This is a genomic window from Alloalcanivorax dieselolei B5, from assembly GCF_000300005.1.
Taxonomy (GTDB): Bacteria; Pseudomonadota; Gammaproteobacteria; order Pseudomonadales; family Alcanivoracaceae; genus Alloalcanivorax; species Alloalcanivorax dieselolei.
On the sequence record NC_018691.1, the window covers coordinates 71,727 to 88,794 of the forward strand.

19 protein-coding genes are annotated in these 17,068 nt (G+C 62.7%); 10 read left to right on the forward strand and 9 right to left on the reverse strand.

All coding sequences use genetic code 11. The features are described from left to right. Positions 1–19: 19 nt before the first annotated feature. The 5 genes from B5T_RS00320 to pilG all read right to left on the reverse strand — a co-directional run bounded on the left by B5T_RS00320 (position 20) and on the right by pilG (position 4,393). Positions 20–895, reverse strand: coding sequence for a CheR family methyltransferase (locus B5T_RS00320; RefSeq protein WP_014992434.1), 876 nt, complete (start codon positions 893–895; stop codon positions 20–22). Further along, positions 895–2,913: a methyl-accepting chemotaxis protein gene (locus B5T_RS00325; RefSeq protein WP_014992435.1), complete on the reverse strand. Its 2,019-nt coding sequence runs from the start codon at positions 2,911–2,913 to the stop codon at positions 895–897. The genes B5T_RS00320 and B5T_RS00325 overlap by 1 nt, the downstream gene beginning before the upstream one ends. A 118-nt stretch (positions 2,914–3,031) precedes the next feature. Further along, on the reverse strand, positions 3,032–3,580 hold the full coding sequence (locus B5T_RS00330) for a chemotaxis protein CheW (RefSeq protein ID WP_014992436.1): 549 nt from the start codon (positions 3,578–3,580) through the stop codon (positions 3,032–3,034). A 14-nt stretch (positions 3,581–3,594) separates the two neighbouring features. Further along, positions 3,595–3,963 carry a twitching motility response regulator PilH gene (pilH, locus tag B5T_RS00335; RefSeq protein ID WP_014992437.1) on the reverse strand — a complete coding sequence of 123 codons (369 nt, stop codon included), beginning with the start codon at positions 3,961–3,963 and terminating at the stop codon, positions 3,595–3,597. Between the two features lie 46 nt (positions 3,964–4,009). Next, the gene (pilG, locus tag B5T_RS00340) at positions 4,010–4,393 is read right to left on the reverse strand and encodes a twitching motility response regulator PilG (RefSeq protein WP_014992438.1); all 384 of its coding nucleotides are present in this window, start codon (positions 4,391–4,393) and stop codon (positions 4,010–4,012) included. A 232-nt stretch (positions 4,394–4,625) separates the two neighbouring features. Between pilG and gshB the strand changes: the two genes are divergently transcribed. The 5 genes from gshB to B5T_RS00365 all read left to right on the forward strand — a co-directional run bounded on the left by gshB (position 4,626) and on the right by B5T_RS00365 (position 9,039). Continuing rightward, positions 4,626–5,579: a glutathione synthase gene (gshB, locus tag B5T_RS00345; protein WP_014992439.1), complete on the forward strand. Its 954-nt coding sequence runs from the start codon at positions 4,626–4,628 to the stop codon at positions 5,577–5,579. A gap of 109 nt (positions 5,580–5,688) precedes the next feature. Then, positions 5,689–6,555 (forward strand): energy transducer TonB, encoded by an 867-nt coding sequence (locus B5T_RS00350; protein ID WP_014992440.1) that lies wholly within the window; start codon positions 5,689–5,691, stop codon positions 6,553–6,555. Positions 6,556–6,625: 70 nt separating this feature from the next. Then, on the forward strand, positions 6,626–7,189 hold the full coding sequence (locus B5T_RS00355; protein ID WP_014992441.1) for a YqgE/AlgH family protein: 564 nt from the start codon (positions 6,626–6,628) through the stop codon (positions 7,187–7,189). Continuing rightward, on the forward strand, positions 7,189–7,593 hold the full coding sequence (gene ruvX, locus B5T_RS00360) for a Holliday junction resolvase RuvX (RefSeq protein ID WP_041717192.1): 405 nt from the start codon (positions 7,189–7,191) through the stop codon (positions 7,591–7,593). The genes B5T_RS00355 and ruvX overlap by 1 nt, the downstream gene beginning before the upstream one ends. A gap of 147 nt (positions 7,594–7,740) precedes the next feature. Then, positions 7,741–9,039: a Fic family protein gene (locus B5T_RS00365; RefSeq protein ID WP_167321191.1), complete on the forward strand. Its 1,299-nt coding sequence runs from the start codon at positions 7,741–7,743 to the stop codon at positions 9,037–9,039. 28 nt (positions 9,040–9,067) lie between these two features. On the opposite strand, the gene B5T_RS00370 is transcribed toward B5T_RS00365, so the two are convergent. Beyond that, the gene (locus tag B5T_RS00370; RefSeq protein ID WP_014992444.1) at positions 9,068–9,670 is read right to left on the reverse strand and encodes a DUF2780 domain-containing protein; all 603 of its coding nucleotides are present in this window, start codon (positions 9,668–9,670) and stop codon (positions 9,068–9,070) included. A gap of 193 nt (positions 9,671–9,863) precedes the next feature. On the opposite strand from B5T_RS00370, the gene pyrR reads away from it, so the two are divergent. The 3 genes from pyrR to B5T_RS00385 all read left to right on the forward strand — a co-directional run bounded on the left by pyrR (position 9,864) and on the right by B5T_RS00385 (position 12,825). After that, a complete protein-coding gene (gene pyrR / locus B5T_RS00375) occupies positions 9,864–10,388 on the forward strand; it encodes a bifunctional pyr operon transcriptional regulator/uracil phosphoribosyltransferase PyrR (protein ID WP_041716602.1) in 525 nt (174 codons plus the stop codon). 144 nt (positions 10,389–10,532) lie between these two features. Next, complete coding sequence (locus B5T_RS00380; RefSeq protein ID WP_041716604.1) at positions 10,533–11,552, forward strand: aspartate carbamoyltransferase catalytic subunit; 1,020 nt, start codon at positions 10,533–10,535, stop codon at positions 11,550–11,552. After that, positions 11,542–12,825 (forward strand): dihydroorotase, encoded by a 1,284-nt coding sequence (locus tag B5T_RS00385; protein WP_014992447.1) that lies wholly within the window; start codon positions 11,542–11,544, stop codon positions 12,823–12,825. The genes B5T_RS00380 and B5T_RS00385 overlap by 11 nt, the downstream gene beginning before the upstream one ends. A 15-nt stretch (positions 12,826–12,840) precedes the next feature. Here the strand turns inward: B5T_RS00385 and dsbG are convergent, their stop codons facing one another. Together dsbG and B5T_RS00395 are read right to left on the reverse strand one after the other, a co-directional pair. Further along, positions 12,841–13,431 carry a thiol:disulfide interchange protein DsbG gene (gene dsbG, locus B5T_RS00390; RefSeq protein WP_014992448.1) on the reverse strand — a complete coding sequence of 197 codons (591 nt, stop codon included), beginning with the start codon at positions 13,429–13,431 and terminating at the stop codon, positions 12,841–12,843. A 4-nt stretch (positions 13,432–13,435) separates the two neighbouring features. Beyond that, positions 13,436–14,248 carry a TlpA family protein disulfide reductase gene (locus B5T_RS00395; RefSeq protein ID WP_014992449.1) on the reverse strand — a complete coding sequence of 271 codons (813 nt, stop codon included), beginning with the start codon at positions 14,246–14,248 and terminating at the stop codon, positions 13,436–13,438. A gap of 329 nt (positions 14,249–14,577) precedes the next feature. On the opposite strand from B5T_RS00395, the gene B5T_RS00400 reads away from it, so the two are divergent. Together B5T_RS00400 and B5T_RS00405 are read left to right on the forward strand one after the other, a co-directional pair. Further along, the gene (locus B5T_RS00400; RefSeq protein WP_014992450.1) at positions 14,578–15,240 is read left to right on the forward strand and encodes a response regulator; all 663 of its coding nucleotides are present in this window, start codon (positions 14,578–14,580) and stop codon (positions 15,238–15,240) included. Then, a complete protein-coding gene (locus B5T_RS00405) occupies positions 15,237–16,547 on the forward strand; it encodes an ATP-binding protein (RefSeq protein WP_014992451.1) in 1,311 nt (436 codons plus the stop codon). Before B5T_RS00400 ends, B5T_RS00405 begins: the two co-directional genes overlap by 4 nt. Here the strand turns inward: B5T_RS00405 and B5T_RS00410 are convergent. Further along, entirely contained in the window at positions 16,513–17,046 is a 534-nt protein-coding gene (locus tag B5T_RS00410) for a DUF4136 domain-containing protein (RefSeq protein WP_041716605.1), read from the reverse strand. The genes B5T_RS00405 and B5T_RS00410 overlap by 35 nt on opposite strands. Between the last annotated feature and the right edge of the window lie 22 nt (positions 17,047–17,068).

The window sequence follows — 17,068 nt, forward strand, 5'->3', positions numbered from 1 at the left end:
TGCCCCCAGCCCCTGGCCGTCAAACGCGGCGCCGGAACGCCAACGTGTCGGGATAGGCTTCCCGCTCCAGATTATCGTTTTGCCAGTCGGTGATTTCGCCGGGCCCGAGGACCAGGACGCCCCCCGGCGCCAGACGGGCGGCCAGACGATTGACGATCTGGCGTTTTCGCCAACGGCGAAAATAAATCAGCATGTTCTGGCAGAAGATCAGGTCCAGGTTTTCCATCGGCGCCTGATCCAGATCCAGCACGTTCAGGTGGGCGAAGCACACCCGCTCGCGCAAGGTGGCGGTGACCTGAAGGTGCTGGGCGTCGTAGTGTTGAAAATATCGCTCACGCAATACCGGCGCCACGCGGTTCACCCGGCGCAGGGGGAACACACCCCGGCGTGCCCTGGCCAGAGTGGGCAGGCTGATATCCGTGCCGGTAATGCCGTAAAACAGCTTGTCCCGGGCGTCGGCGAAACACTCATTGATGACCATGGCCAGCGAATAGGCTTCCTCGCCGGTGGAGCACCCCACGCTCCAGGCATTCAAGGTGCCGCCGCCGGCGTGCCGGCGGGCGAAGTCACGACTGAACGCTTTGACCAGCGCGAAGGATCCCGGATGACGAAAAAAACCGGTTTCCTGCACCGTGAGCCGGTCCACCAGAATCGACCACTCCATGGCGCGGGACTCGCTGGCGCCGGTGACCAATTGAGCGTAGTAGGTTTGATAATCCTCCAGGCCCAGCTCACGCATGCGTGTGCTCAGGCTGGTTTCCAGGAAGGATTTCCGCTCCGTCGGCAAGGTCATGCCGGTGCGCTCTTCCAGCAGGGTCTGCCAGAGCTGGAACTGCTCCGTGTCCATGGCCGGCGCGTTGCGAAGAGCCCAGGGCGGCGTCACGGCAATGTCCATCAGCCCGGCAATCTGAAGCCGGCCACCGAGTTACGCATGTCCTGCGCCATTTCCGCCAGATCGCCAATGGAACGGGCGGTGGCGGTGGTCCCGGCGGAGGTTTGCGAGGTGATTTCCTGGATCACGTTCATGGTGTTGGAAATGTGCCCCGCGGACGCGGCCTGCTGGCGAGCGGCGTTGGAAATATTCTGGATCAGATCCGCCAGGTTCTTGGATACCGTTTCAATCTCTTCCAGCGCCACCCCGGCGTCCTGGGCGAGACGGGCGCCTTTCACTACTTCGGCGGTGGTGGCTTCCATGGAAATCACCGCTTCGTTGGTGTCGGTCTGAATCGTCTTCACCAGCGTCTCGATTTGCTTGGTGGCGGCGGCGGAGCGTTCCGCCAGGCGCTGCACTTCGTCGGCGACCACGGCGAAGCCGCGACCGGCCTCCCCGGCCATGGAGGCCTGGATGGCGGCGTTCAAGGCCAGAATATTGGTCTGGTCGGCGATGTCGTTGATCAGCGAAACGATGTCACCAATTTCCTGGGAGGACTCACCCAGGCGCTTGATCCGTTTGGAGGTTTCCTGAATCTGCTCACGAATGGTGTCCATGCCATGAATGGTGGCCTGTACCACCTCGGCGCCCTTGTTGGCGATGGCCACCGCTCGTTCCGCCACCGCCGCGGACTCGGCGGCGTTGGCGGACACCTGATCAATGGACACCGCCATCTCGTTCACCGCCGCCGAAGCGCCGGCGATTTCCTGCGCCTGATGTTCGGAAGCCTCCGCCAGATGCATGGCGGTGGACTGGGTCTCCTGGGCGGCGCTGGCCACCTGCACGGCGGATTGGTTGATGGTCTGTACCAAGCTGCGTAACTGGTCGATGGAATAGTTGATGGAGTCGGCGATGGCGCCGGTGAAATCCTCGGTCACCGTCGCTTCCACGGTCAGGTCGCCGTCGGCCAGATCCCCCAACTCGTCGAGCAGGCGCAGAATCGCCGCCTGGTTACGCTGATTCTCGCTTTCCAGTTCGCCACGCTGTTTGCTGGCGCTGCGATTGCCCTGCAGCATGATCAGGAAAAACAGTAACACCGAGACCGCCGCGCACAGGATGCCCAGCCATATGGAGGGGAACAGGCCGCTGTTGGCGTTCTCGAACTGGTTGTCCAGATTGGACGCTTCCTGCAGCAGGTCCTGGGAGCGCAGGAACAGACTGTCGGCGGCGGCGCGGATCTGTATCAGATCCGGCGCGGTTTCCAGCACCTTGTCCACGGAAGGATTGATGAACTGATTAAAAACGTCGGAGATATCCGTCAACCGCGCGCGGGCATCGCGGTCGCTGACTCTCTGGATGCCGAGACGGCTGTTGCCGCGCAGCATGCCGTTGACGACATTGCCGAATCGTACCGCGTCGGTGCCGAACGTTTCCGCCGCCGCCACCGCGCTGTCACGGCCTTCCAGAATCTTCGCCAAGGATCGCATCAGGCGTTCGGTGAGCAATGACTGACGTTGCGCCAGTGCCACCTGATCCGCGGAGGCGCCATTGGCGATCAGGAGGCGCACCACCTCGTCATACTTGTTTTGAAGTTCCGGAATGGTCTGTGCCAGGGTGGCGGACACCTGGTGCAGGTCCAGCACCGTGGCGCGCCCCTGAAGGACCGTGTTCACCTGCCGTAGCGCTTCGTCCCACAAATTCTGCAGACGCTGCATCACCCGCGGATCCGATACCCGTTCGTCCCTGACCTGATTCCAGGCGCGCAGAAAGCCTTGGCGACCCTGTTCAAGCAACGCGAAGGCCTCGGCGTTACCGGACACCGCCTCCAAGGCGTTTTTCGGCAGCTGCTGGGAATACACACGCATGTCCGACGCCTGGGTAATATTGTCCCGGGCGTGGTTGGCGCCGATGGCGGACAGAACGAAATTCATCAAGGCGAGAACAATAAAGGCGAGCAACCCGACATACAGAGCAACGCCCAGCGGATTGTTACCGGCTCCCCCCCGCATCTTGCTTAACACAAGCCCCGGTTTGAACTTCATAGCTTGGCTCCTGGCCTGACTCTGCTCTTATGATTTTCGGAACCGCCATGGTTTAATGGACGTGTGTCGATATTCCCCCCTGGCACGACGCCCTCCCCCCGCGGTCACTCTCCGTTGCTCATTCCCCGCTGGCCGCTCGCATAAAGCGCGGATCCCGTGCCAGCCGGGCAAGGCTGAACACGGACCAGTATTCCCCGTCCCGGCGGTAACCCCCATCCAGATAGGCGGCCATCGGGCTTTCTTCCGGGCGCGGCGGTGCCGTCACCCGGTTTTCCACCGGAAAATGTTGCATCCCCAGAACGTCATCAACCATCACGCCGGTGTAGAGTTCGTCCCGGTCCAGCACCAGCAACCGGCGCCGGCCGTCGGCCACTTCCGAGGCGCGTTCGAGAAACCGGTTCAAATCGGTCACGGTCATCAAACGCCCACGAACGTTGGCCACGCCGCGAACCCAATCCTGAGCACCGGGCACCCGGGCACAGGCCGGCGGCGATAGAATCTCCGCCACTTCCGTCAACGGTGCCACCAGACGGTGACCGTTGAGGGAAAACCCCACGCCACTCCAATAAGGCGTGACGTCCTGCTCCTCCGGCAGGTTGGCGGCATTGTCGCGGCAACGGATGAAGTAATCCGCCAGTTTCAAATAGGCTGTGGACGCGGCGCTCATCGGCGACCCCCTCGTCACGCTCCGGTGAGCTGACGCTCGACCGTTTTGAGTAAAACCTCTTCATCCACCGGCTTGGTCAGATAATCCCGGGCGCCCTGGCGTTTGCCCCAAACCCGGTCGGTTTCCTGATCCTTGGTGGTGACGATAACAATCGGGATGTGTCGGGTGTCCGCGCCTTTGGTTAACTGCCGGGTGGCTTGAAAACCATTGAGGCCGGGCATCACCACGTCCATCAGTACCAGGTCCGGTTGTTCGGAACGGGTAGTCGCCACACCGTCGGCCCCATTGCTGGCTTCCAGCACCTGGTGGCCGTGTTTCTCCAGAATCTCCCGCAGCTTGTACGTCTCCGTGGGAGAGTCATCGACAATAAGAATCCGTGCCATCTTTTCCTCTATGGTTGAGCAGGGTGACTCCGGTCAGGCGCCCGTTTCAGGCGCTGATATGCTGACGGATGGCGCCCAGTAGCTCGTCCTTGGAAAAAGGCTTGGTGAGGTATTCATCGGATCCCACGATGCGGCCCTTGGCCTTATCGAACAAGCCGTCCTTCGAGGAGAGCATGATCACCGGCGTCTGCTTGAACGCGCTGTTGTTCTTGATCAAGGCGCACGTCTGATAGCCATCCAGCCGGGGCATCATGATGTCCACGAAAATGATTCGCGGCTTGCTGTCGGCAATCTTGGCAAGCGCATCGAACCCGTCGGTGGCGGTAATCACCTCACAACCCGCTTTCTTCAACAAGGTCTCGGCGGTACGACGAATGGTTTTCGAGTCGTCGATCACCATGACCTTGAGGTCTTGAAAATTGTCAGTCATTGAGAACTGCCTTTCACCGTGATTCAAATACAGGCCGCGACACCTTGTAATGAGGAATCTTTTTATAGTGTCGCGATAGGCAGGGCTTCGGGGTCTTTCAGCCCACGCCGAGGTTTTAACACAGTTTCTACAATCAATCTATAAGACCCTGTGGGACTTGAGAAAAGCATCCCGTAGCGAGCATTCCCGCGCACTGCTAACATGCGGTGTCGTCCTCTTGCCTGGAGCCACCATGAGCCTTGATATCGGTGTGGTGATGGATCCCATCGCCCACATAAAACCCTGGAAAGACACCACCTTATCCCTGCTCCTGGAAGCTCAGCGGCGTGGCTGGCGGCTGCACTACATGGAACCGGGGGATCTGTACGTCCGTGATGGCCGGCCCCTGGCCACCACCCAACCGCTGCGGGTGGAAGACAACAATGATCGCTGGTTCGAACTCGGCGAAGCCACACAGACCTCGCTGCCGGATCTGGACATGATCCTGATGCGCCAGGATCCGCCGTTCAACGCCGAGTACGTTTACGCCACCTATATTCTGGAAAAAGCGGAGCGCGAGGGCGCCCTGGTGGTGAATCGTCCCGGCAGTGTCCGTGACAGCAACGAAAAGCTGTTCGCCACCGATTTTCCGCAATGCTGTGTGCCGACCCTGGTTTCCGGCCGCGCTGATCAGTTGCGGGCTTTTGTAGCGGAGTTCAATGACATCGTCATGAAGCCGCTGGATGCCATGGGCGGCGCCAATATCTTCCGGGTATCCAAGGACAGCCCCAACACCAGTGTGATCATCGAGGTGCTGACCGATCACGGCCGCACGCCGATCATGGCGCAACAATTCATTCCCGAGATCACCAGTGGCGACAAACGCATCCTGATGATCAACGGGGAACCGGTGCCTTACGCCCTGGCGCGCATTCCCAAGGAAGGCGAGTTCCGTGGCAACCTGGCAGCCGGTGGCACCGGCCAGGGGCGGGAACTGAGCGACCGCGATCGCTGGATCTGCGGGCAGGTGGGGCCGGTGCTGCGCGAGCGGGGGCTGTATTTTGTCGGCCTGGATGTGATTGGCGACTATCTCACCGAGATCAACGTCACCAGCCCGACCTGCGCGCGTGAGCTGGACGCCATTTACGGCATCAATATCGCCGGTCAGCTTTTCGACGCTTTGCTGGAAATGCGTAACCGGTCCTAGCGAAAAAGTAAAACCGACGGGACAATAGCCGCCATAACAAGGGCCGGTCCACCGGCCCGACCGGATTGTCGATAACACTCTTTCCGATAACACTTTTCGATAACTGCCCATGGCCTCTGCTCAGGTTACCGCCGCCGATCGCCTCGGCTTCACACTCTTCATGGCGCTGGCCGTGCATGGCCTGGTGCTGTTCGGTGTCGGCTTCGCGCCGGAGCAGCCCCGCGCCACGCCGCGGACACTGGATGTGACACTGGCGACTCACAGTAGCGACCAGGCGCCGGACGAGGCGGACTTCATCGCCCAGGCCAACCAGGAAGGGGCCGGCGACGAGGAAGAAAAACAGGAGCTGACCACCACCGAGCAGGCGCCGTTCACCGATGCCCAGCCGCGCCCGGTGCAATTGGAGCCGGACAGTGCGCCGCCACCCCGTCCGGTGTCGCGCCAGAAAGTGATCGTGACGCATTCCTTCTCCCCACGCGCCGAACCACGGCAGCAAGAGCAGAAACAGGAGCCCAGCGAACCGCAGCGCCATGATGACAGCCTGGATCAGCTCAGCCGTGAGATCGCCAGCTTGCAGGCGCGTCTGGACCAACAGAAACAGGCCTATGCCAAACGGCCGCGGGTGCGCCGGCTCACCTCGGTTTCCACCAAGGCCCATTACGAAGCGCTTTATATCGATGCCTTCCGCCGCAAAGTGGAAATCACCGGCACCCGCCATTTCCCGGCCCGGGCACTGACCAGCAACACCTTTGGTGGCGTGCGGCTGATGGTGGCTTTGGGCAAGAGCGGTGAAATTCGCGACATTCGGGTGTTGCAGTCTTCCGGTCATGCCTTCCTGGATGAGGCGGCGGTGCAGAGTGTGCGCCTGTCGGCGCCGTTTGAACCCTTTTCCACGGAGATGCGCGAACATATGGACGTGCTGGAGATCATCCGTACCTGGCAGTTCGACGCCAACCGGCAGGTCTCCTCACGCTGATCCGGCGCGCCCTCTACCCCAGTACCCCTCTACTCTTGCCCTGGTCCCGCGCTCCCCGGATACTGGGCCCATGACGCACAACAGCCTGAAACACCAGTTCCTGATCGCCATGCCGCAGCTGGATGATCCCAACTTCGACCGCACCGTGACCTATGTGGTGGAGCACAATCCGGAAGGGGCCATGGGGCTGACCCTGAACCGTCCGGCCGGCTTGAGCCTGCACGATATTCTGGCGGATATGGAGATCGAGGTGGAGGTGCCGCCCTCCAGCCGCCATCAGGTGGTGGCCGGCGGCCCGATCCAGCAGGAAGCCGGGTTCGTGTTGCACCGGGATGTGGAGCGCCACTGGCAGTCCACCCTGATGCTGGCGGATGGGCTGTGCATGACCACCTCACGGGACATTCTCGAGGCCATCGCCGTGGGCGAGGGACCGGAATCCACCCTGGTGTGCCTGGGGTATGCCGGTTGGAGCGAAGGCCAGTTGGAGCAGGAACTGGCGGATAATGTCTGGCTGAGCACCCCCAGCGCCCCGGAGTTGGTGTTCGAGATCCCGTTTGAACAGCGCTGGCATGCCGCGGCCGCCCGCATGGGCGTGGATATGAGCCTGATCACCACTCAGGTGGGCCACGGTTGATTCTGCTCGCCTTTGATTACGGAACCCGCAAAATCGGTGTCGCCAGCGGCAATACCCTGATCGGCACCGCCTCGCCGTTACCGCCCCTGTCCTGCAAGAACGAACAGCCCGACTGGCAACAGATGGCCGTGTTACTGGATGAGTGGCGCCCGGAACTGGTGGTGGTGGGGCTGCCCTTGAACATGGATGGCAGTGAAAGCCATTCCAGTGAGCGCGCGCGCAAATTCGCCCGGCGCATCCTGGGGCGCTTCGGACTGAAGGTTTATATGGTGGATGAGCGTCTTTCCACCCGGGAAGCGCGCGAGCGCACCGCCACCAGGGGGCCGGATCCGAAGGTGGATTCCATGGCCGCGGTGGTGATCGCGGAGGGGTATCTGAATGGCACCGAGCCGGTGGCGCCTTGAGCACCGGTGGCTTCATCTTGACATCCCCGACTCAGACGCCTATTTATAACTCAATTTACTGAAAATTGAGTTGAAATGGCTAAAATTCAGCAACCACCTGATTTCAGTAAGGTTTTTAAAGAGAAAACAAGTGCCGTGGTTGCCGCCATGTCCCATTATGGAGCAGTGGACGCAAAAGGGCGCTACATGCACTGGCATGATCTGCGGCGCCGTTTGCCGGCCGCCGAGGATAAGGAGGCCGCCTGGGCTGCGATTAAACTGGCCCGGTCCGGATTGCTCAAATCTTTGCCACTGAAAGCCGAGGACGGCCGTTCTTTCCAGTTCTGCACCATTGACGCCGCCGAAAGTGTGCTGCATCGCATTGATCGTCTGTGCGCTCCGGCCTTGAAGGAGGGTGGGCTGGAACTCTCCAACCAAAGTGAACGGGAGCAGTATCTGGTCGAGACCCTGATGATGGATGAGGCGATCTCCAGTGCGCAGTTGGAGGGGGCCGCCACCACTCGTCAGATTGCCCGGGACATGCTCATCCGCGAGCGCCGCCCCCGTAACGAAGACGAGAGGATGATCTTCAATAACTATCTGTTGATGAAGGAGGCAAAGAGGGCCAGTGAAGAACTGCTGTCTCTGGAACTGATTTTCCGTTTCCACGAGCTGGCCACCTCGGGGACTCTCCAGGATGGAGTAGTGCCTGGAGAGCCGCGTCAGACCGATGACATCGTGGTGGTTGACCGGGATGGCGATGTCGTCCACAGGCCGCCGACCGCCGAGGCTCTGCTGGGGCGTTTGAAAGCCTTGTGCCGTTTCGCCAATGCAACCCACGATGGCCGGGATGGGAGAGCTTTTATCCATCCCGCGGTAAAAGCGGTGATTCTGCATTTCATGGTGGGGTATGAGCACCCGTTCGCGGACGGCAATGGCCGGACCGCACGGGCGGTGTTTTACTGGTACATGTTGAAAGCCGGGTACTGGCCATTTGAGTACATATCAATCAGCAGTCTGTTGAAAGAGGCTCCGATTCAATATGGCGAGGCCTACCTGTTCTCGGAAACCGACGGCCTGGATCTGACCTATTTCATTGTTTACCAGTTGGCGGTGATTCAGCGCGCCATTGATACCTTTCTGGAGTATGTGGAAACGAAGCGGCGGGAGTATCTGGAGCTGATCGCCTGGTTAACGGAAATCGGTATCGGTGATCGGTTGAATTACCGTCAGGGGCAGCTTTTGCGCCAGGCGCTGAAAAATCCGGGAACCAGCTTCACCGCCAAGGAAGTGAAGAATTTGTTCGACGTGTCCGAGAATACGGCGCGCTCGGATCTGCAACGGTTGGAGAAGATGCAGATTCTGGCACCTTACAAGGTGGGGAAAACCATGGAGTTTCTGGCGCGGGCTGACGCGGCGGAGCGCCTCAAGGCGGAGCTGGGAAGAAGCCGCCGGCGACGCTCATAAGAGCGCCGCTAACGGTCTTCGTGGGGCCTTAGCCGGCCGGAGTCCACAGCTGCTGCAGGGATCCAAGCACGCCGTCGGCCACGCCCTGGCCGCCCAGGAACTTCAGCATGGTCGGTGCGAACTGGCTCACCATGTCCGGGCTCAGGCCCATGGCGCTGAACGCGGTTTGCACGCCTTGCAGGCTTTTCACGTTGCCCAGCACGCTACCGAGCAGACCGCTGCTTTCCTGGCTGTTGCCGAGCATTTGATCCAGGCCGGAGACCTTGTCGGTAACGCCGCTGAACTGGCTGGCATCCAGCTTGGTCTGGGCCAGGGCGAGCAGCGCGGCGGAACCGCCGGCGGCCTGGGCCTGGCTGACGCCGAGGTCGCTGGACAGGGTGTCGACCATGTTCTTGGCGTCACCAGCCACTTGCCACTGGCCGGTGGCCTGGTCCAGGTTGGCCTGGCCCTGCTCCGAGGCGGCGTCGATGGCGCTGTTGGCTTTGTCGGTTTGCTCGCTGACCGCCTTGTTGGCGTCGTCCACCGCCTTGGTGGCCTTGTCGGCCATACCTTTCAGATCAAAGGCGTGAGCGTTGGCGCCCAGGGTTCCTGCCAGCACCGCCCCCACAGCAATCCGAATCATCTGGTTCATAACCGTTCCTTAGTAATCGAAGTGACATAAAACAAGCTGCGCAGTGTACTCTGAAAGCCATGGCGGGTCCTGTGATGTAAACCTGTTTTTCAATTCACCCGGCAACGGCTAGACTGCTGCGAAGCGATAACAGACCTTACAAACCGGCCGGCGGAGCGCGCGGCGGTGACGGCCAGAACAACAGGCCGAGGAGATGACCTTGCATTGGAATCCGGAACAGATTGACTCCCTGCTGCGGGACATGGCGTCCGCGCTGGAGAGCATGGACGGAGCGGACGAGGCCGGCACCACCGCCCTGGTGGGTATCGAGTCCGGTGGCGCCTGGGTGGCGCGGGCCTTGAACGAACGCCTGGGCAAGCCGTTGCCATTGGGGGTTCTGGACGCCAATTTCTACCGCGATGATTTCGAGAAGCGCGGCCTGAAGAAAAGCATCAAACCGTCCAAATTGCCATTCGACGTGGAAGGGGCGCATCTGATCCTGGTGGACGATGTGCTGATGACCGGCCGCACCATTCGTGCCGCCATGAATGAGTTGTTTGATTTTGGCCGCCCGGCCTCGATACGGCTGATGGTGTTATTCGATATCGGTCGGCGCGAGTTACCTATTCGTGCCGACATTTGCGGTGAGGTGTTGTCCCTGCCCGCCGATCAACGGGTGGAACTGAGCGGACCGGAGAAGCTGGAAGCATCGGTGCAGGCCGTCCGGAACGGACACTGATGTCGTAAACTTTGGCATTATGCTCCGGTCCATAGCATTCTGCCCCGGTCAATAGTTAGAATGTGGCGGATCCGCGCATTCCGGCCGCGGAGCATGCCATAGGTTCTGTCCGTGCCCACAGACCCTGGAAATAAGGTTTCAGGAATGACGCTTGCGCCGCCCTCCTCCCGCGTGCAGCTCACCGATGATGGAAAGCTGCGCCATTTTCTCTCCTTGGAACACCTGTCCCGCCCGCTTTTGGAAGACATCCTCGATACCGCCGCCGGTTTCGTCGACGTCGGCGGACGGGCGATCAAGAAAGTGCCGCTGCTGCGCGGCAAGACCGTGGTCAATCTGTTTTTCGAGTCCAGCACCCGGACTCGCAGCACTTTCGAGCTGGCCGCCAAGCGCCTGAGCGCGGACGTGCTCACCCTGGATATCGCCAAGTCCGCCACCAGCAAGGGTGAGACGCTGCTGGATACCCTGCGCAATCTGGAAGCGATGGCGGCGGACATGTTCGTGGTGCGCCATCAGGACTCCGGTGCCCCGTTTTTTATCGCCGAACAGGTGACACCGAGAGTGGCGGTCATCAATGCCGGTGACGGGCGCCACGCGCACCCCACTCAGGCGATGCTGGATATGTACACCATCCGCCACTACAAGGGCGGCTTCGAGGGTCTCAAGGTGGCCATCGTCGGCGATATCCTGCACTCACGGGTGGCCCGCTCCCAAATCCACGCGCTCAATATCCTGGGCGCCGAGGAAGTGCGGGTGATCGCGCCGCGCACCCTGCTGCCGGCGGATGCCGACGCGCTCGGTGCCACCGTGTTCACCGATATGGTTCAGGGCATCGAGGATGTGGATGTGGTGATCATGCTGCGCTTGCAGAAAGAGCGTATGGATTCCGCCCTGCTGCCCAGCGAAGGCGAGTTCTTTCGCCTCTACGGGCTGACCAATGAAAAACTCTGCCACGCCAAACCGGACGCCATCGTCATGCATCCGGGACCGATCAACCGTGGCGTGGAAATCGCTTCGGAAGTGGCTGACGGGCCCCGTTCGGTGATTCTCAACCAGGTTACCTTCGGCATCGCCGTGCGCATGGCGGTGATGTCCATGGCCATCAGTGGCCAGGAAAGTCTGGCCGCGGCTCAGGCAGCCCGGGAGGAGAGCGGCCATGGACACTAAAGCCAACCTGCTGATCCGCAAGGGACGGGTGATCGACCCGGCCTCCGGCCGTGATGATGTCGCCGACCTGTTGGTGGAGGAAGGCCGCCTGGTGCGGGTGGGCGCCAGCCTGGACGCGCCCGGGGCGGAAATCATGGAGGCCGAAGGGCTGTGGGTGATTCCCGGCCTGGTGGACAGCTGCGTGCATCTGTCGCTGCCCGGTGAGGGCCCTTGGACCGGTGACGTGGCCTCGGAATGCCGCGCCGCCGCGGGTGGTGGTATCACCCATATGGCGGTGCAGCCGGACTGTGGCCCGGTGGACAGTACCGCGGTGGTACGCCTGATCCGGGAACAGGCGGGGCAAGCCAACTTTGCCCGGGCTCTGCCGGTGGCGGCGCTGACCCAGGGCCTGGCCGGTGAACACCTGGCGGAAATGCAGACCCTGGCCCAGGCCGGCTGCATCGCGGTGGGCCAGGCCGGCGCATCCGTGGCGAGCTCCCTCACGCTCAAGCGCTGTCTGGAATACGCCGCCACCTTTGATTTGCTGGTGCTGTTCCGGCCCGAGGACGCTTCCCTGACCGCCGGAGGCTGCGCCCACGACGGCGCCGTGGCGGCCCGCCTCGGCTTGCCCGGTATTCCCGCGGTGGCGGAGTCGGTGGCCCTGTCCCGGGACCTGTTGCTGGTGGAAGCTACTGGCGTGCGGGCTCACTTCCAGCAGATCTCCAGCCGCCATTCTCTGACCTTGATTCGGGAAGCAAAGCGCCGTGGTTTGCCGGTTACAGCGGATGTGAGCATTCACCATCTTCTGCTTGACGAGTCCGCCCTGGAGGGCTTCGACAGTCGCTGCCATGTGCTGCCGCCGTTACGTACGGTGGAGGACCGGCAGGCGTTACTGGACGCGGTGGCTGACGGCACCCTGGATGCCATTTGTTCCAAACATCAACCGCTGGGCTCGTTCAGCAAGGCCGCGCCGTTCCCGTCCACCCGACCGGGTATCTCCGGGCTCGATACCCTGCTGCCGCTGGTGCTGAAACTGGTTCAGGACGGTGCCTTGCCGCTGCATCGGGCATTGGACGCGGTGACCTCGGCGCCGGCCCGTTGCCTGGGCATTCCCGCGGGTCAGCTGGAAACCGGGCGGATGGCCAACCTGGCGGTGGTGGCGCCGGATGAACAGCGTGTCATGAATGAGCGCTGGCTTTCCCGCGGCCGTAACTCGCCCTGGCTTGATGCCGTGTTGCCCGGCTCGGTGCGCCGTACCCTGTGTAATGGCGAGGTGAGCTGGCTGGCCGAATAGCCCCGGCGGATCCGGTCACGGCGCCTCCGGCGCCGGCCGGGTCTGGAACACGTAAGTGGCCAGAACCTCCTCGTTCATCAGCCCCGGCGCCGCCTGCAAGCGGCCGTCAGGATCCCGGAACAGGGTTGCCGGTGTACCGCGCAAGCCAAGCTGCATCATCAGGATGGTATTGGCCTGGATGGCGTTTTCCACCTTGGCGGGGATGTTCTGCAACGGCTCGATGCCACCCTGGTCGAAATCACCTTGGGCCTTGTTCAGAGCCGCTTGCGGATCCTTGGCATCGAGCACCGCCGCGCCCTTGCCCAGACTGGTGGGCTTGATCAGGGCGACGATGATGTGACGCACCTGGACGTCGTTGTCCGCGCTTTGCAGAAACGGCCGCATCATTTGCCACTGACTGGCGCAATACGGGCACTCCATGTCGGTGAACAGGTACACCACTCGTTCCGGATCGTCCGCGCCCTCCGCCACCCAATGGCTTTTTTCCAACATCTCGAAGACCCGTTTTTGCACGGCGGCCTGGTCCTCCTGATCGTCGGCGTGTGCCAGCGGGACGATGAACAGGGCGGCCATCAACAGCAATGGCAGGGACAATAAACGAAGCATGGCGTTACTCCTTGATGTACGGAGCCAGCAGATGGCGCAGGCTGGCGTCGGAAAGCGGGCCCACATGGCTGCCAACCAGGCGGCCCCGGGTATCGATCAGCACTGTGGTGGGCAGCGCGCTGCTGCCCAGGGCGCGCAGCAGATCACTGTGCGGATCGGCCAGAACCCGTTGCAGGCGCAGTGACTGGTCGGTGAGATAGCTGCGGATCCGGGCGCTGCTCTCGCCCTGATTCACGTAGACAAAGTCCACCTCGGGGTAGAGCCGCTGTCCCTGTTGCAGCACCGGCATTTCCCGGCGGCAGGGCGGACACCAACTGGCCCACAGGTTGACCACGGTGACGGTGGCCGGACCGTCATCGAGCAGTTGGACAGGGCGTCCTTGCAGATCCTGCAGGGTCACGTCCGGGGCCATGGGGCGCACGCCGCTGAAGGCCATTACCGTGGCCAGCACCGGCACGGCCACCACGGCGCCCACCGCCAGCGTCCGCAGCAGTTCACCACCGGCCTGCCGGTGACGCAGCCAGCCCAGAGCGGCGCCAACGACGGCGCCGGCTGCCCCGCCCGGCCACCACCAGCCGCCGTCACGGATGTCGATCAGCGCCCAGGTCAGGCCGTATTGGTCCCAGTAGCGGCCGACAAAGGCCAAGCGTGCACCGACCAGAGCGCCAGTCAGCAGCCACCACAGCAAAGGCTCGGCGTCCGCCCGGCCGTTCCGGCGCCGCCGCCATACGGTGGTTAACCAGGCACTCAGCAATAAAGCCAGCCAGGGGATCGCCATCCATGGCAAGGCCAGCGGGCCCAGCGTGAAGGTGGTCATTCGCGGCTCCTCCGATAACGTAGTGTGCGGGGCGTCGATTAAGACACCATTAGCCGATCGCGGCTTGTGAGCGCAGGGCTTGCCCGTCAGCTTCTCCCAGACCGGACTACGAAGCCGCTGTAGGAGCTTGCCCTGCAAGCGAATATTTTTTGGGGCCCGAGCGCCCGATTCGCTTGCAGGGCAAGCTCCTACAGCGGCCTTGTAGCGATCGCTGAATGCAGTCTGCTTAGCGTGCCAGCCCCGTTAATGGCGGGCTAATACGGCGGTGCTATTCTGGAGTACCCGGGGCTGGACGTCCTGGTGATCCGTTCGTTGGAGCCTGGAAGACAATGCATGTACTACTGGTGGAAGACGACGCCCTGCTGGGAGACGGCGTGAGCACCGGTCTTGAGGCCCACGGCTTCACCGTGGCCTGGGTCACCCGTGCGGCGGAAGCGGATCGGGCTTTGGCCAGTTGCCACTTCGATGTGGTGGTGTTGGATCTGGGGCTGCCGGACGAGGACGGTCTGGTACTGCTGCGGCGCTGGCGCCGCCGTCGGCGGGATGAGCCGGTACTGGTGCTCACCGCCCGGGACCGGGTGGCCCACAGGGTCGATGGCCTTGATGCCGGCGCCGATGATTACCTGGTCAAACCCTTCGATCTCAATGAGCTGGTGGCGCGTTTGCGGGCCTTGCTGCGTCGTGCCCAGGGCCGTGCCGCGCCCTGGATCGAATATGGCCGCCTGCGTTTCGATCCGGGCCAGCAGCGGGTCTGGCTGGATCAGCAGCCGGTTTCACTGGCCCGCCGGGAACGGGCGCTGCTCCAAGCGTTGCTGCAGAGCCGGGGGCGATTGCTGACCGTGGACGAGCTTACCGATCGTGTGTACGGCTGGACCGGTGGCGTGGAGAGCAATGCCCTGGCCGTGCACATCCACAATCTGCGCCGCAAGTTGGGGGAAAATCTGATTGAAACGGTGCGTGGCGAAGGCTACCGACTGGGGAGCCCGCCGTGATTCATGCACGAAGCCTGCGCGCGCGCCTGCTCTGGGCTTTGGGACTGGGGTTGTCGTTGTTATGGCTGCTGCTGGCGATCTGGCTGCATGGTGAAACCCGGGACCGGCTGTCGGACATGCTCGACCATCGCCTGGCGGCCTCGGCGCGGATGGTGGCGTCACTGATCACCGCCAGTGGCGCCACGCCGAATCAGGCCGTGGACAGCCCGGACGACATGCCCTTCCAGGGTATCGCCTGCGAAGTCAGTGTGCTGCGCGGCGAGATCCTGGCGCGCAGTGCCGGGGCGCCGCTGGGGGAACTGGTGCTGCCGCAGGACGGCTTCGGCGAGCGCCGGTTGGACGGTGAGGCCTGGCGCATCTACACCATTACCGAGGGCGATCTGCGCGTGGCTTCCGCCGAGCGCGTCAGCGGCCGGACCCGCTTCCTTCACCGTATGGCGGTGATGCTGATGGTGACGCTGGTGGCCGGTCTGCTGGCCAGTCTGGCGCTGGTCTGGTGGGCGGTGGGACGGGCGCTCAGACCGGTGTCCTCGCTGCGCAAGCAGTTGACGACGCGGGACCTGGAGGACACCCGGCCGTTGACGCTGGCGCCGGGAGCCGGTGAGTTGGCGCCGATGGTGGCGTCACTGAATCACTGGCTGGCGCAAAGCGGCCGCGCACTGACCCGGGAGCGGGAACTGACCGATAACCTGGCTCACGAGCTGCGTACACCCTTGGCGGCGATTCGCACTCAGCTACAGGTAGCGCGGATCACCTCTGGAGAACAGGCGGAGCGGGCGCTGGCGGCGGCGGAGCAGGCCACCGTGAGGCTGGGAGGCAGCCTGGAGCAGTTATTGGCGCTGGCGCGCGAAGACCGCGTTCCCGGTGAGGCGCCGCCCTGCCCGCCCCTGGCCGAAGTGGCGGCCAGCGTATTGGAGGAATTCCCCGGCCAGGACCCCCGGCGGGAGCTGACGGAGGGTGGCCAATCGGCGCCGCTGGCGCCGGAAGGGCTGGTTCGTATCGCCGTGCGCAATGTGCTGGATAACGCGCTGCGCCACAGCCCCCGACTGGGTGTGGTCAGCATCGGATTCGAGGAGAAGGACGGCCTGTGCTGGCTGACGGTGGCCGACCAGGGGCCCGGTATTCCCGAGGCGCGGCAACGGCGTGTTCTGGATCGGGGCTGGCACGGCCATGACGGAGGTCATGGCCTGGGGCTGGCCATCGTCGCCAATATCATGGCCCGCACCGGTGGGCGATTGCGGCTGGAGAACCGTCCGTCGGGCGGGCTGCTCGTCAGTCTGGGGTGGCCACCGGCGGGTAGCGATTGAACATTTCCCGCACCATGGTATCGATACGCTCCGCCCGCCGCTGCGTGGCCATCTCGAAATAGAGCGTGTCGCGGCTGGTGCCCTGCCAGACCACCTGTTTGTCACCGCGGTCCACCAGAGCAATCTGTAGACGGTACTCCTGATTGGTCTGACCCTCCACCGGGGTCGAGGTGGACAGGCCGTAGTGATCACGCCAGAAACCGAAGCCGAACTGCACCGAGCTGCCCTGGAAACGATCCACCGGAACGAAACGGTAGCGCACCAGCAGATCGGCGCTGTTCTCGTTGGCGGGTTGCAGCGGGCTGCTGGCCAGTGCCTGGCGCACCGCTTTTTGCACTCGCTGGCCGTCCAGGCTCAGCGCTTCCTGATCCTCCTGCGGCGGATCAAAGGCATAACTGTGGTATTGGCTGAAATCGGTCTGCGCGCGCTGGTCGATGACCACTGGCGCGACACACCCCGTTAGCAGGAGGGCAAGGATCAGAGCAACGGTACTGCGCATGGGAATGCCTCCAGAGCAAATC

What these genes read in the sequence shown, in the direction of transcription:
- B5T_RS00325 (WP_014992435.1), bottom strand. Translation starts at nt 2,913, where the DNA reads ATGAAGTTCAAACCGGGGCTTGTGTTAAGCAAGATGCGGGGGGGAGCC.
- B5T_RS00350 (WP_014992440.1), top strand. Translation starts at nt 5,689, where the DNA reads ATGGCCTCTGCTCAGGTTACCGCCGCCGATCGCCTCGGCTTCACACTC.
- B5T_RS00370 (WP_014992444.1), bottom strand. Translation starts at nt 9,670, where the DNA reads ATGAACCAGATGATTCGGATTGCTGTGGGGGCGGTGCTGGCAGGAACC.
- B5T_RS00330 (WP_014992436.1), bottom strand. Translation starts at nt 3,580, where the DNA reads ATGAGCGCCGCGTCCACAGCCTATTTGAAACTGGCGGATTACTTCATC.
- pilH (WP_014992437.1), bottom strand. Translation starts at nt 3,963, where the DNA reads ATGGCACGGATTCTTATTGTCGATGACTCTCCCACGGAGACGTACAAG.
- B5T_RS00380 (WP_041716604.1), top strand. Translation starts at nt 10,533, where the DNA reads ATGACGCTTGCGCCGCCCTCCTCCCGCGTGCAGCTCACCGATGATGGA.
- B5T_RS00395 (WP_014992449.1), bottom strand. Translation starts at nt 14,248, where the DNA reads ATGACCACCTTCACGCTGGGCCCGCTGGCCTTGCCATGGATGGCGATC.
- B5T_RS00385 (WP_014992447.1), top strand. Translation starts at nt 11,542, where the DNA reads ATGGACACTAAAGCCAACCTGCTGATCCGCAAGGGACGGGTGATCGAC.
- B5T_RS00365 (WP_167321191.1), top strand. Translation starts at nt 7,741, where the DNA reads ATGTCCCATTATGGAGCAGTGGACGCAAAAGGGCGCTACATGCACTGG.
- B5T_RS00355 (WP_014992441.1), top strand. Translation starts at nt 6,626, where the DNA reads ATGACGCACAACAGCCTGAAACACCAGTTCCTGATCGCCATGCCGCAG.
- pilG (WP_014992438.1), bottom strand. Translation starts at nt 4,393, where the DNA reads ATGACTGACAATTTTCAAGACCTCAAGGTCATGGTGATCGACGACTCG.
- pyrR (WP_041716602.1), top strand. Translation starts at nt 9,864, where the DNA reads ATGACCTTGCATTGGAATCCGGAACAGATTGACTCCCTGCTGCGGGAC.
- B5T_RS00320 (WP_014992434.1), bottom strand. Translation starts at nt 895, where the DNA reads ATGGACATTGCCGTGACGCCGCCCTGGGCTCTTCGCAACGCGCCGGCC.
- gshB (WP_014992439.1), top strand. Translation starts at nt 4,626, where the DNA reads ATGAGCCTTGATATCGGTGTGGTGATGGATCCCATCGCCCACATAAAA.
- B5T_RS00410 (WP_041716605.1), bottom strand. Translation starts at nt 17,046, where the DNA reads ATGCGCAGTACCGTTGCTCTGATCCTTGCCCTCCTGCTAACGGGGTGT.
- B5T_RS00400 (WP_014992450.1), top strand. Translation starts at nt 14,578, where the DNA reads ATGCATGTACTACTGGTGGAAGACGACGCCCTGCTGGGAGACGGCGTG.
- dsbG (WP_014992448.1), bottom strand. Translation starts at nt 13,431, where the DNA reads ATGCTTCGTTTATTGTCCCTGCCATTGCTGTTGATGGCCGCCCTGTTC.